At 67.8% G+C, this 12506-nt stretch carries 8 protein-coding genes; 1 reads left to right on the top strand and 7 read right to left on the bottom strand.

Annotated features, from left to right (window positions below):
• Positions 1-119: 119 nt before the first annotated feature.
• The 5 genes from ACIQNG_RS11240 to ACIQNG_RS11220 all read right to left on the bottom strand — a co-directional run bounded on the left by ACIQNG_RS11240 (position 120) and on the right by ACIQNG_RS11220 (position 4931).
• Positions 120-461 carry a hypothetical protein gene (locus ACIQNG_RS11240; protein ID WP_401484107.1) on the bottom strand — a complete coding sequence of 114 codons (342 nt, stop codon included), beginning with the start codon at positions 459-461 and terminating at the stop codon, positions 120-122.
• Between the two features lie 614 nt (positions 462-1075).
• Positions 1076-2029, bottom strand: coding sequence for a carbohydrate ABC transporter permease (locus tag ACIQNG_RS11235; protein WP_401426409.1), 954 nt, complete (start codon positions 2027-2029; stop codon positions 1076-1078).
• Between the two features lie 8 nt (positions 2030-2037).
• Complete coding sequence (locus ACIQNG_RS11230) at positions 2038-2961, bottom strand: carbohydrate ABC transporter permease (protein ID WP_401425847.1); 924 nt, start codon at positions 2959-2961, stop codon at positions 2038-2040.
• A 111-nt stretch (positions 2962-3072) separates the two neighbouring features.
• Entirely contained in the window at positions 3073-4527 is a 1455-nt protein-coding gene (gene ngcE, locus ACIQNG_RS11225) for an N-acetylglucosamine/diacetylchitobiose ABC transporter substrate-binding protein (RefSeq protein ID WP_401484105.1), read from the bottom strand.
• Between the two features lie 26 nt (positions 4528-4553).
• The gene (locus ACIQNG_RS11220; protein WP_401484103.1) at positions 4554-4931 is read right to left on the bottom strand and encodes a hypothetical protein; all 378 of its coding nucleotides are present in this window, start codon (positions 4929-4931) and stop codon (positions 4554-4556) included.
• Between the two features lie 323 nt (positions 4932-5254).
• On the opposite strand from ACIQNG_RS11220, the gene ACIQNG_RS11215 reads away from it, so the two are divergent.
• Entirely contained in the window at positions 5255-9100 is a 3846-nt protein-coding gene (locus ACIQNG_RS11215) for a GH92 family glycosyl hydrolase (RefSeq protein ID WP_401484102.1), read from the top strand.
• Positions 9101-9577: 477 nt separating this feature from the next.
• Here ACIQNG_RS11215 and ACIQNG_RS11210 read toward each other — a convergent pair whose 3' ends face one another.
• Both ACIQNG_RS11210 and ACIQNG_RS11205 read right to left on the bottom strand, forming a co-directional pair.
• The gene (locus ACIQNG_RS11210; protein WP_401484100.1) at positions 9578-10726 is read right to left on the bottom strand and encodes a helix-turn-helix transcriptional regulator; all 1149 of its coding nucleotides are present in this window, start codon (positions 10724-10726) and stop codon (positions 9578-9580) included.
• Positions 10727-11970: 1244 nt separating this feature from the next.
• Positions 11971-12453 (bottom strand): ATP-binding protein, encoded by a 483-nt coding sequence (locus ACIQNG_RS11205; protein WP_401484098.1) that lies wholly within the window; start codon positions 12451-12453, stop codon positions 11971-11973.
• Between the last annotated feature and the right edge of the window lie 53 nt (positions 12454-12506).

The raw sequence follows: 12506 nt of genomic DNA, 5'->3' as shown, positions 1-12506 counted from the left end.
CACCGGTCGGTGGCCGCCACCGACCGGAGGTTGCCACCGACCGGGGGTTGCCACCGGCCGGGGGGGTGCCACCGACCGGGGGGGTGCCACCGCCGGGGGTTGCCACCGACCGGGACCCGTCATCCGCCGAGGCTCGCCGCCGGCCAAGGGCTGGACCGACCGGCGCGCGCCACCGGCGGGGGCCACCGGCCCGTGGTCACCACCACCCGGCCCGCCACCGGCCTGTGGCCGCCAAGACCGGGGGTCGCCAGCAGCCAGGAGCTGTACCCGTCGGGGTCGCCACGGCCGGGAGTTGCCACCGACCGGGAACCTCCCCGCCCGAGGCTCGCCACCGGCCAGGAGCTGTACCGGCCGGGGTGCGCCACCGGCGGGGGCCACCAGCCGGAGGTCGCCACGGCCAGGAGTTGCCACCGGCCGAGGGTCGCCACCGGCCAGGGGTTGATCCGGCCAGTGTGCGTCATCGACAGCCGGGGGTTGCCACCGACCGGGGATTGCCACCGACCGGGACCCGTCATCCGCCCAGGCTCGCCCACCGGCCAAGGGCTGGACCGACCGGCGTGCGCCACCGGCGGAGCCATCGGCCGGAGGGCACCACCGGCCGATGGCCGCCAAGACCGGGGGTCGCCAGCAGCCAGGAGCTGTACCCGTCGGGGTCGCCGCGGCCGGGAGTTGCCACCGGCAGGGAACCTCCCCGACCGAGGCTCGTCACCAGCCAGGAGCCTGTACTGGCCAGGGTGCGCCACCGGCGAGGGGCACCAGCCGAGGCCGCCACCGCTCGGCCCGCCACCGCCCGGCCCGCCACCGGCCAAGGGTTGCCGTGGACGGCCGCCCCCGGCTGCCGAGGGTCGCCCCGGCCGGGGACCGTCACCGACCATGGGGCGCCACCCGCCCAGGGCGACACCACTCACGGGTTCCACCGGCCGGGAGGCCACCGGGCCCCAGGGAGGGCGCCACCGGCCGAAGGCCCTCACGGGCCGAGGGAGCCCTCACGGAGCACGGACGCCCTCCCGGGCCAGGGACTCCCTCCCGGAGCACGGACGCCCTCACCGGTCCGGGTCGGTCCCAGCGCGCCGGGCTACTTGATCGCGCCTGCCGTCAGGCCCGCCTGTACCTGGCGCTGGAACAGGAAGTACACGATCAGCACCGGCAGCATGGCGATCATCATGCCCGCCATGAGCGCGCCCCAGTCGTTCTCGTAGCCCTGTTGCAGCGCGATCATCGCGAGGCCCTGGGTGAGGACGTACTTCTGTTCCTCCTGGTTCAGCACCATCGGCAGCAGGTACTGGTTCCACTGGCCCAGGAAGTTGAAGATCCCGACGCTGATCAACCCCGGCTTGGCCATCGGCAGCATGACCTGGAAGAACGTCCGGGTGTGCGAGGCGCCGTCGATCATCGCGGCCTCGGCCACCGCCGACGGCAGGGTGCGGAAGAACGCGGTGAGGAAGAAGACCGTGAAGGGCAGGGAGTAGGCGATGTAGACCAGGATCAGTCCGTGGTACGTCGCCAGCAGCGAGGTCCCCGGGAAGTCCCGCAGCACGAAGAAGAGCGGGATCACCAGCATGAACACCGGGAAGGACATGCCCGCCACGAACAGGTAGTAGATGAAGCGGTTGCCCGGGAAGGTGAACCGGGCCAGGACGTACGCCGCCATCGCGCCCAGCACCATCGTGCCGACCAGTGAACCGCCCACCACGATGACGGTGTTGACGAAGTACTGGCCCATGTTGGCCTGGTTCCAGGCGTTGGCCCAGTTCTCGAAGTGCAGGGACGTCGGCAGCCCCCACGGGTTGGTGAGGATCGCGTTGGACGTCTTGAACGAACTCCACAGCACCCACACCAGCGGCACGCCCACCATCAGGCTCCACACCACCAGCATGCCGTGCGAGAAGACGTTGAGGACCCCGCCCTCCGAACTGCGCCCGTCGGTCGGGCCGATCTTCTTGGTGAGGGAGACCCGGCCGGCCCCGTCACCGCGCTCCGGGCCGTCGCCGTCTTCCTTGCGTACCGCGTCGATCTCGGTGGTCATCAGCCGGCCCCTCAGAACTCGATCCGCTCACGCCGCGCGAAGCGCAGGGTGAGGATGGCGAAGGTCATGGTCACGATGAGCATCGCGATGCCCATCGCCGCCGCGTATCCGAACTGGCTGTCGCGGAACGCCGTGAGGTAGAGCCTCAGCGGCATCACGTCCGTGGCACCGTCCGGGCCGCCCATGTTGACCGACATGATCTGAACGAGGGCGAATCCGTCGAGGGCGATGATGCCCATGTACACCCAGCCCGTCTGCACGGTGTCCCACAGCAGCGGCAGGGTGATCCGGAAGAAGGTGTGGAACCGGTTGGCCCCGTCCAGCAGCGCCGCCTCGTAGATCTCCCGGGGGATCGAGGCCATCGCGGCGGAGAAGAGCACGACGTAGAAGCCGACGTGCGACCAGATCATCACCGCCATGATGCACCACAGGGCGATGCTCTTCTCGCCCAGCCAGGCGTTCTGGAGCCCGTCCAGACCGAAGGTGCCCAGCAGGGAGTTGAGCATGCCGTCGCTGGGGTCGGGGTTGTAGATGTTCCACCAGATCACCGCGATGATCGTGATGGAGATGACCTGCGGGAAGAAGAACACGAACCGGTAGAACCCGCTGCCGGCGACCCCGGTGACCACCTCGTTGGGCCGCCGCTTGCCGCCGATGTTCAGCATGAACGCGAAGAACAGGCCGAGCGCGAGCGTCACGATCGGGACCGCGATCAGCATGTAGACGTTGTGGCGCAGCGCGTTCCAGAAGTCGTCGCTGTTCCACAGCCGCTCGAAGTTGTCGAGGCCGACGAACTCCGACGTCCCCACCAGACCCGACCAGTCGGTCAGTGAGATCTGGAACGCCTGGACGAACGGGGAGATGACGAAGATCGCGTAGACCGCGACGGGCAGGGCCAGGAACCCCACGATGAATCGGTACTTGCCGTGTTGCATGGTGCGTCCCGGCCCTTCCCCTTTTTCGAGTCACACGTGGCGGGTGGATCGCTGTGCGGACGGGAGGGCGGCGCGCGACCGGAGGTCGTGCCGGTCGCGCGCCGCGGTGTCCTACTTGTCCCGGGTGAACTTCTGCACGGTGTCGTCCTTCTTGACCTCGTCGGCGTACTGCTGGGTCTTCTTGATCCAGTCTGCGGCCTTGAGGTCGCCGGTGAGCAGCTGGCCGGTCAGGCCGCCGATCTTCTCGTCCGTCAGTGCGGGGTACCACTCCTGGAGCTGGAGGCTGATGATGTTGTCACCGGCCGCCCCGAAGACGCTGCTGGCGGAGGCCAGACCCGGCGAGAGAGTCATGCCCTCGGTGGCGTCGACCACACAGGTCAGCGACTTCACCTTGGTGGCGAAGTTCTGCGCGTGCTTCTTCGAGAGCATGATCCGCAGCAGCTCCATGCCGCCGACCGGGTTCTTGCCCTTGCTCGCCACGATGTACGGCTCGCTGGGCTCGGCCCGCAGGGTGCCCTGCGGCAGCTTGTCGCCGCTGCCGTCGAAGAGGGCGCCCACCGACATCTGGAAGTCGTCCGGCGTGGTCGGCGCGGCCTCGTTCTCCACCCAGGAGCCGTTCGGGATGAAAACGGCCTTGTTCTTGGTCCAGGCGGTCTGCGACTGGATGTGGGTCATGCCCTGGCTGCCTTCGAGGAAGTAGCCCTTGGCGGCCAGTTCCTCATAGTGCTCGATGACCTGCTTGACGGCGTCGTTGCCGGTCCAGGCGTTGGGCTCCAGGTTGTCGATCGCGATCCAGCCCTCCATGCCGCCGATCTTGGCGATCTGGGCGAAGAGGTTGAAGTGGACGTAGTACGGATACTTGCCCGGGTACGTCCAGGGCGCGATCTTCTCCTTCTTGATCTCCCCGCAGAGCGTGACCATCTCGTCCAGGGTCTTGGGGTAGGTCCAGCCCTTGTCGTCCATGAGCTTCTTGGAGTACCAGGAGCCGTAGATCGTGAAGGCGTAGTACAGGACGTCGAAGACGTCGCCGTGCAGGCCCTTCTCCAGGGTGCTCGGGTGGATGGTCTCCGAGACCTTCTTGGCCGGGTCGTCCAGGGAGGCCGCGTCCAGCAGCGCCTGGAGGTCCTGGAGCTGGCCCTGGCTGGAGAGCCGGTTCATGTCGAGGTGGTCGGCGCCGGAGTTGTCGATGACGTCCGGCGGGTTGCCGCCCGAGAAGCGCGGGGTGAGCTTCGGGCCGACCTGCTGGGTGCCGGTGTGCTTGACGTCGGCGCCGTAGGTCTTCTTGTAGTCGGCCTCCGCGTCCTTGGCGTACTGGTCGCCGAGGCCGCCCTTGAAGATGAACGCCTCCAGGGCGAGGCCCTGCTTCACCCCGAGCGGGTTCTTCTCGGACTTCTCGCCCTCGGGGGCCTTGGACTCCTTCTCGTCGCCGCCGCCGCTGCCGGTGGCACAGGCGGAGAGGAAGCTCATGGTGGGTACGGAGATCAGGCCGAGCGCCGCGGAGCGCTTGATCAGATCGCGGCGGCCGACGCCGTTGGCACTGCTGTTCTCGGCGGACGTGGATCCCATGCTCAAGTCCTCGCTTTCTCCAGGACTCAGGCGGTGAACCGGATCCTGACCGGCACCGCGATCGGTCGAGCTGAGTCGTGCGGGTCTTGCAGGTCGTACAGGTCGTGCAGGTCGTCGTGCAGGTCATGCAGGTCGTACAGGTCGTCGTGCAGGTCATGCAGGTCGTACAGGTCGGTACAGGTCGGTACAGGTCCTCGTGCAGGTCGTGCAGGTCGTACAGGTCGATACAGGTCATGCAGGTCGTACGGGACACACAGGTGGTGCGGGGTCGTTCGGAGTCGCTCGGGGAGGAGCGAAGTCGTACGAAGCGGTGCGTGAGGTGCGGAACAGACCTGGTCGTTCTGGCGGTGGTACAGAAGCCGTTCAGGGTGGTGCAGGACGCGTCGGCCCTGCGTGACGATCACACGCACAGCGCGTGACAGACCACACGGACCGCGCGTGACGTGCCGCATTCCCCTTGGGGAAACGTCCCGGGGATTAGCCGACAGGTATAGTCCACTCCCCTTCGGGGGAGCAAGATCGAACGCAAGGTTCCACGGTGGTCTTTTCCGAGTTGAGACCTCCCCGACACCCGCGTCCGGCGTGTGCACGCTGAGCGACATTCTCGCGGCAATGCGCCCCGATGCCGCGCCCAACACCCTTGACATCGCTGTCCACTTGGACCCCTACTGGTCCTTGCGCACAGAAGCTGACAACGTTGTCCAGCACGGGAGGGTGGTGCTCGCGCATGCGGCACAGAACTCGGCACAAGGCCCGGCACAGATGGGGTCCGGCGGCCGTTCTGACGGCGGCCTTCGTCCTGGCCGTCACCTCGCAGGGCGCGGCGGTCGCGCTGCCCGCCGCCCCGTCCCCCGGCGACCGGGAGTTCGCGTCCTCGTTCGAGACGGACGAGCCGGCCCCGGACTGGCGGAACACCGTCGACACCGGACCGGACGGCGCGAAGCGCGCCTCGGGGGTCGACGGCGGCTACAGCACCGGTATCCCCGGCAACATCACCGACCGTGTCACCGAGGTCCGGGCGAGCGGCGAGAACACGGGCGGCGGTGAGGTCAAGGAGAACCTCATCGACGGCGAACCGGTCACCAAATGGCTGGTGTTCGAGCGGAAAGCTTGGCTCGAATTCGACCTCGCCGAGCCCGCGAAGATCGTCACGTACGCGCTGACGTCCGCCAACGACTACGCCGAGCGCGACCCGAGGGACTGGACCCTGAAGGGCTCCGCCGACGGCAGCGACTGGAAGACCCTCGACACCCGCGAGGGCGAGACCTTCGGGGAGCGCTTCCAGACCCGGTCCTACGCTCTCGCCGAGGCGGCGGAGTTCCGGCACGTCCGTCTGGAGATCACCGGCAACAACGGCGGCCCGATCACCCAGCTCTCCGACGTCCAGCTCTCCACCGGCGGTGGCGGCACCCCGGTGCCGCAGGACATGCTGTCGCTGGTCGACACCGGCCCGGTCGGCTCGGCCACCGCGAAGGCCCGTGCCGGGTTCACCGGCAAGCGCGCCCTGCGCTACGCCGGGCGCCACACCGCCGACGGCCGGGCGTACTCGTACAACAAGGTCTTCGACGTGGACGTGGCGGTCGGCCGGGACACCGAGCTGTCCTACCGTCTCTTCCCGTCGATGGCCGACGGTGATCTCGACTACGACGCGACCCATGTGTCCGTGGACCTGGTCTTCACGGACGGGACGTCCCTGAGTGAGCTGCGCGCCACCGACCAGCACGGGTTCCCGCTGACCCCGCGCGGTCAGGGCGACGCCAAGGTGCTCTACGTCAACCAGTGGAACCACGTGGAGTCGCGGATCGGGTCGGTCGCGGCGGGCAAGCGGGTCGACCGGGTGGTGATCGCGTACGACTCCCCGAAGGGTCCGGCGAAGTTCCGGGGCTGGCTGGACGACGTGTCGATCAAGCAGGTGAAGCCGGAGAGGCCGAAGGCCCACCTGTCGGACTACGCGCTCACCACGCGCGGCACCCACTCCTCCGGCGGTTTCTCGCGCGGCAACAACTTCCCGGCGACCGCCGTCCCGCACGGCTTCAACTTCTGGACGCCGGTCACCAACGCGGGCTCGCTGAGCTGGCTGTACGACTACGCTCGGGCGAACAACGCGGACAACCTGCCGACGGTCCAGGCGTTCAGCGCCAGCCATGAGCCGAGCCCCTGGATGGGCGACCGCCAGACCTTCCAGCTGATGCCGTCGGCCGCGCCCGGCATCCCGGACACCGGCCGCACGGCCCGCGCGCTGCCCTTCAGGCACGAGAACGAGACCGCCCGCCCCCACTACTACGGCGTCACGTTCGAGAACGGCCTCAAGGCGGAGATGACGCCGACGGACCACGCCGCCGTGCTGCGCTTCAGCTACCCGGACGACAACGCGAGCGTGCTGTTCGACAACGTCACCGACCAGGCCGGGCTCACCCTGGACCAGGAGAACGGGATCGTCACGGGCTACTCGGACGTGAAGTCGGGGCTGTCGACGGGCGCGACCCGCCTGTTCGTGTACGGCGAGTTCGACAAGCCGGTCACCGAGGGCTCGTCCAGCGGCGTCAAGGGCTACCTCCGCTTCGACGCGGGCGAGGACCGGCAGGTCACCCTGCGTCTGGCGACCTCGCTCATCAGCGTCGACCAGGCGAAGGACAATCTGCGCCAGGAGGTCCCGGAGGGCACGTCCTTCGAGGCGGTCGAGAAGAAGGCCCAGAGCCAGTGGGACGAGTTGCTCGGCAAGGTCGAGGTGGAGGGCGCGACCCCGGACCAGCTCACCACCCTCTACTCCAGCCTGTACCGGCTGTATCTGTACCCCAACTCCGGTTTCGAGAAGGTCGGTTCCACCTACAAGTACGCTTCCCCGTTCTCCCCGATGACGGGCCCGGACACCCCCACCCACACCGGCGCGAAGATCGTCGAGGGCAAGGTGTACGTGAACAACGGCTTCTGGGACACGTACCGTACGACCTGGCCGGCGTACTCGTTCCTCTCGCCGCGGCAGGCGGGCGACATGGTCGACGGCTTCGTGCAGCAGTACAAGGACGGCGGCTGGACCTCGCGCTGGTCGTCCCCGGGGTACGCGGACCTGATGACCGGCACCTCCTCGGACGTGGCGTTCGCGGACGCGTACGTCAAGGGTGTCGACTTCGACGCGGAGGCGGCGTACGACGCGGCGGTGAAGAACGCGACGGTGGTCCCCCCGACGTCGGGCGTGGGCCGCAAGGGCATGCAGACCTCCCCCTTCCTCGGCTACACCAGCACCGCCACCCACGAGGGCCTGTCGTGGGCGCTGGAGGGCTATCTCAACGACTTCGGCATCGCGAAGATGGGCGAGAGGCTGTACGAGGAGACGGGCAGGAAGCGCTACAAGGAGGAGTCGGAGTACTTCCTGGACCGGGCCCAGGACTATGTGAACCTGTTCGACCGGAAGGCGGGCTTCTTCCAGGGCCGTGACCCGGCGGGCGACTGGCGGGTGGAGTCGGAGAAGTACGACCCGAGGGTGTGGGGCTACGACTACACCGAGACGAACGGCTGGGGGTACGCGTTCACGGCCCCCCAGGACAGCCGGGGCCTGGCCAACCTCTACGGCGGCCGTTCGGGCCTGGCCGACAAGCTGGACGAGTACCTGGCGACCCCGGAGACCGCCTCCCCCGACTTCGTGGGTTCCTACGGCGGTGTCATCCACGAGATGACCGAGGCGCGGGACGTGCGGATGGGCATGTACGGCCACTCCAACCAGGTCGCCCATCACGCCCTGTACATGTACGACGCGGCGGGGCAGCCCTGGAAGACGCAGAAGAACGTGCGCGAGGTGCTGTCCCGCCTCTACACCGGCAGCGAGATCGGGCAGGGCTACCACGGCGACGAGGACAACGGCGAGCAGTCGGCGTGGTTCCTCTTCTCGGCGCTCGGCTTCTACCCGCTGGTGATGGGCAGCGGCGAGTACGCGATCGGCTCGCCCCTGTTCACCAAGGCGACGGTCCACCTGGAGAACGGCCGCGAGCTGGTGGTGAAGGCGCCGAGGAACAGCGCGAGGAATGTGTATGTGCAGGGCTTGAAGGTGAACGGCCGCTCGTGGGACTCGACGTCCCTCCCCCATGACCTGATCGCCAAGGGCGGGGTGCTGGAGTTCGACATGGGCTCCCGCCCGTCGAAGTGGGGCACGGGCAAGCACGCGGCGCCGGTGTCGATCACGCGGGACGACGAGGTACCGACGCCGCGTTCGGACGTGTCGCGGGGCGAGGGCCCGCTGTTCGACAACACGTCGGCGACCGAGTCCGCCGTCTCGACGGTCGACCTCCCGGTCGGGGAGCGGACGAAGGCGGTCCAGTACACCCTGACCTCACCGGCGGACCGGACGAAGGCGCCGGCCGGGTGGGTACTCCAGGGTTCCCGGGACGGCGAGAAGTGGCGCACGCTGGACGAGCGCGAGGAGCCCTTCGCCTGGGACCGCCAGGTGAGGGCGTTCTCGATCGACCGACCGGGGGCGTACGAGCGATACCGGCTGGTGTTCGAGGGCGCCCCCGGGACGCTGGCGGAGGTGGAGCTACTGAGCACCCCCGGCGAACGCGCCCCGCGCGATCTTCCCTGACCCACGCCCGTCCCCCGCCCCGGCACCGGCCAACACCGCCACCGGGGGCCCTGTCCCCGACTCGCCCGTCCTGGGCGGGGTCGGAGTTTCGGGGAGGCTGAGCTTCCCCGCGTGCGGGGGGGACCAGTCTTCGATCGGATCGAGGCCGAGGCGCTGCTCGGGACCACCCCCGCGTGCGCGGGGACCAGTGCCCTCTCGACCTCGGCGAGGTGCTCGTCAAGGGGGGCCACCCCCGCGTGCGCGGGGACCAGGGCTGCCGTCCAGGTGGTGTGGTGTTGGACCCGGGACCACCCCCGCGTGCGCGGGGACCAGAGGAGTTGACCTGGGGGTTTGTTAGCGGGGAGGTTGGATTTTACCCACTTTACCGAACTCCGACCTAACGGGTTCTTCGGACGTATCACTTCCGCTCGCCCTCGCGCTCAACGGCCGTTGGGGAACGGGATCCTAGCCTCTTCTCTCCGCCCAGAGGTGGTCCGTTCACATCTCGTACGCGTCCTCGTGTATCGCCGTCTGAATGTGATTCAGAGCTTCACGTAGGCCCGTCGGGGCCCCGGCGGTGCATCTGCCCCGGCCAGCCACGCGCTCCAGAATCCTCAGCGTCACGACGGATGACATCTCAGGAACGGCCGGAATCAACTTCTCCGCTTCGCTCTCCGCCGCCTCCCAGGCTTCCACGCGCAACAGACTGTCGAGCAGACGAACGGCGGCCACGTTCTGATAGCCGACGCGAGAATCTTCCTGGTGCTGCATGGCTCGCTCAAGAACCGGGATCGCGGAACGCCAATCACCGCTCTCGTGGAGAACTCGCCCCTGTTGTCTGTCCATCTCCTGATCCGACACCCACCACGCCCAGTACGGCTCGTCACAGGGCGCGCTGTCCTGCAACAGCGAGCGAGCACGTTCAAATGAACGAGTGGATTCCGAACCCCGCCCCACCCCCGCGAGCCCCTGTGCCTGCCGTGCCAGGAACATCGCTTGGACCCGTGGACTCAGGTTGCCCTGGTCAATGACGGACTCAGCGATAGCCAGTTCCTCACGTGGCCGTCCCGCCCATCCGGCAAGCATGCCCATGTTCTGGAGCGTGATCAGTTCGGCTGAACGATCCCCCGCCAACCTCGCGAGAAACAGGGCTTCCTGATTGAACCGGCGTGACGCGCTGAATCGGCCCTCGTTGAAGAGCGCCCACCCGGCGACCTCGGCCAACTCCGCCGCTGCCGCCTGGATGTCCCGCTCCCGCTTGCGTTCGTAGTCGCTCTCCCCCAAGCGACGGTGAACCTTCTTGAATGAACGGGCCGCGACGTCCGCAATGGGTAAGCCGTTCAACTCGTTGTCGAGCATGACCAGGCGTCGTGACGTCTCCCGGATCGTCAGTGCGAGACCTTCACCTCTGTGTCCATGGAGAACGGGCAGCGCCGGAGCGTCGGGCAACAGGAGTTCTGCCACCTCATCGAGAGAGACTTGCAGCGTCTTGGCGATTCGCAGCCGCTGATGCGGATGGGGTTCGGCTTCCCCCCGTTCCCACCGCTGCACCGTGGTGCGATCGACTCTCAGCGCTTCAGCGAAGGTCTCCTGTGTGAAGCCGCATGCTTTCCGGCGTCGCGCCAGACGCTGCCGCTTGCCAGCCATACCCGTGACTCCGTCCAGCTGTCGTCTCCCTCAGTTTCACGCTATCGCGCGCGACCAGAACGGCAGCTCGGCACGGCAGTTACGCCGTGGCATTGATGCCGTCCCCCGACAGAGTGGTCGTACGAGGGCACCCCGCGACGCGTAAACGTCCGGGGCATGGCCACCAGCCACCAAGATTGGCGGCCGGAAACTACAACCACGCATCCGGCGAAGCCCGATCTCAACAGGGCTGCCGACGGCGTACCTGTCCGACCCCGCACGGCGGCACGCCCCGCCCTGGTTGTCCTTCTTCTCCGTCCCGGAGGGCAGAGCGGGAAGCCACTGGTACGCAACCTCCCCATATCCCTTGAATGCCAACGACACCCAACAAGGTGTTTTCGCAAACGAGTTGTGTCCTGTCGTCGTCTCCGACACCTGGGAGCAAGCGCGAGGCGCCGCCCGCGTCCAGGCGGACCTATGCAAGGCGCTGACCGGGCAGGTGTCATGACGGCCTCCAGCACACGCTCGGACGTCCTTGCGAAGCCGAAGCAAACCGCACACCGTCCCTGGCGGGCCCACCAACCGAACTGACCGACCAACCCCAGGGCTACCGAAGGCAGGCCCTCCCCATAGCGCTCCCTTTCTCTTGATCTCGGACTACCCCCGCGTGCGCGGGGACCAGGAGAAGGATCTCGGCCGCTACCTCGGGTCCCCGGGACCACCCCCGCGTGCGCGGGGACCAGATCCGACCTCCATGTGTTGTTCCTACACATGGGGGACCACCCCCCGCGTGCGCGGGGACCAGAGTAGTTGAACTGGGGGTTTGTCGGTGGGAAGGCTCGATTTTACCCACTTTACCGAACTCCGACCTAACGGACTCCTGGGGCGTTTCACGCCATTCGCCCTCACGCTCAACGGGCGCCTGCGAACGGGGCCCTGAACTCTCCCCTCTGACCTCCGATGTTGGTCGGCTCCGCGCGGGGGTTGTTCTGACCGAGGATGTTACGGCGTGGTCGACGCGGCCGTGACGGCTTGCTGAACAAGGGCCGCGTCTCGCTCCAAGTTCGCACTTCCCTCAACCTAGTTACCCAACAGCACTCGCCTCAGATGCCGTCGGGATCTCCCTCCATCCCCAACTCGACGTGGTTCGGGGCCATAGCCGACCAGCAGCCGGGCCGGCCGTGACCATACGGCGACTTCCGCCAGACTGGGCCGCCGCCACGCCTGCAATCGGTAGGCCCAGTGTCCCGCTGAGGTTCCGCGCCTCACGCTGTCGTCTGCCAGGCATGGCCGTGACTCCGCCCGGCCGCCGACCGCCCTGCCTCACGGTCCACCGCGAACGCGCACCAGACGATCTTCCCCGGCACTCGCTCCGCCACTCCCCAGGCATCCGCCAACGCCGCGACCAGCAAGAGACCCCGACCCGACTCGTCCTTGCCCTCGCCCAGTCGGGGTTCTCCGCCTCCACTGTCGTGGACCTCCACCCGGAGGTGGTCGCCCTTGTGAAGCAGGCGGAGTCTGAAGCATCGGCCCGGTGGGACGCCGTGCACTAGGGCGTTGGTCGTCAGCTCACTGACACAGAGGGTGATGTCATCCACACGGTCCTTGATGGACCAGGAGTCCAGCACGGTACGGGTGAACGCCCGCGCCGCCGGGATCGACTGACGCTCCCGTCGGTAGAGGTGTTCCTGAAGGGGCTCGGGGGAAGATTCTTCATTCACAGGACGACAGTCACACTGCGTGGCCATCATGAGACAGTCAGCGAGGTCGTACAGTTGAGTTGTACGACCTCATACCGGTA

Origin of the sequence: Streptomyces sp. NPDC091377, from assembly GCF_044757045.1 — a bacterium.
Taxonomy (GTDB): domain Bacteria; phylum Actinomycetota; class Actinomycetes; order Streptomycetales; family Streptomycetaceae; genus Streptomyces.
This window is presented reverse-complemented; position numbering and strand designations above follow the sequence as displayed.

Coding starts and splice junctions, on each gene's coding strand:
- ACIQNG_RS11240 (WP_401484107.1), bottom strand. CDS start 461: ATGACGCACACTGGCCGGATCAACCCCTGGCCGGTGGCGACCCTCGGC.
- ACIQNG_RS11230 (WP_401425847.1), bottom strand. CDS start 2,961: ATGCAACACGGCAAGTACCGATTCATCGTGGGGTTCCTGGCCCTGCCC.
- ngcE (WP_401484105.1), bottom strand. CDS start 4,527: ATGGGATCCACGTCCGCCGAGAACAGCAGTGCCAACGGCGTCGGCCGC.
- ACIQNG_RS11215 (WP_401484102.1), top strand. CDS start 5,255: ATGCGGCACAGAACTCGGCACAAGGCCCGGCACAGATGGGGTCCGGCG.
- ACIQNG_RS11210 (WP_401484100.1), bottom strand. CDS start 10,726: ATGGCTGGCAAGCGGCAGCGTCTGGCGCGACGCCGGAAAGCATGCGGC.
- ACIQNG_RS11205 (WP_401484098.1), bottom strand. CDS start 12,453: ATGGCCACGCAGTGTGACTGTCGTCCTGTGAATGAAGAATCTTCCCCC.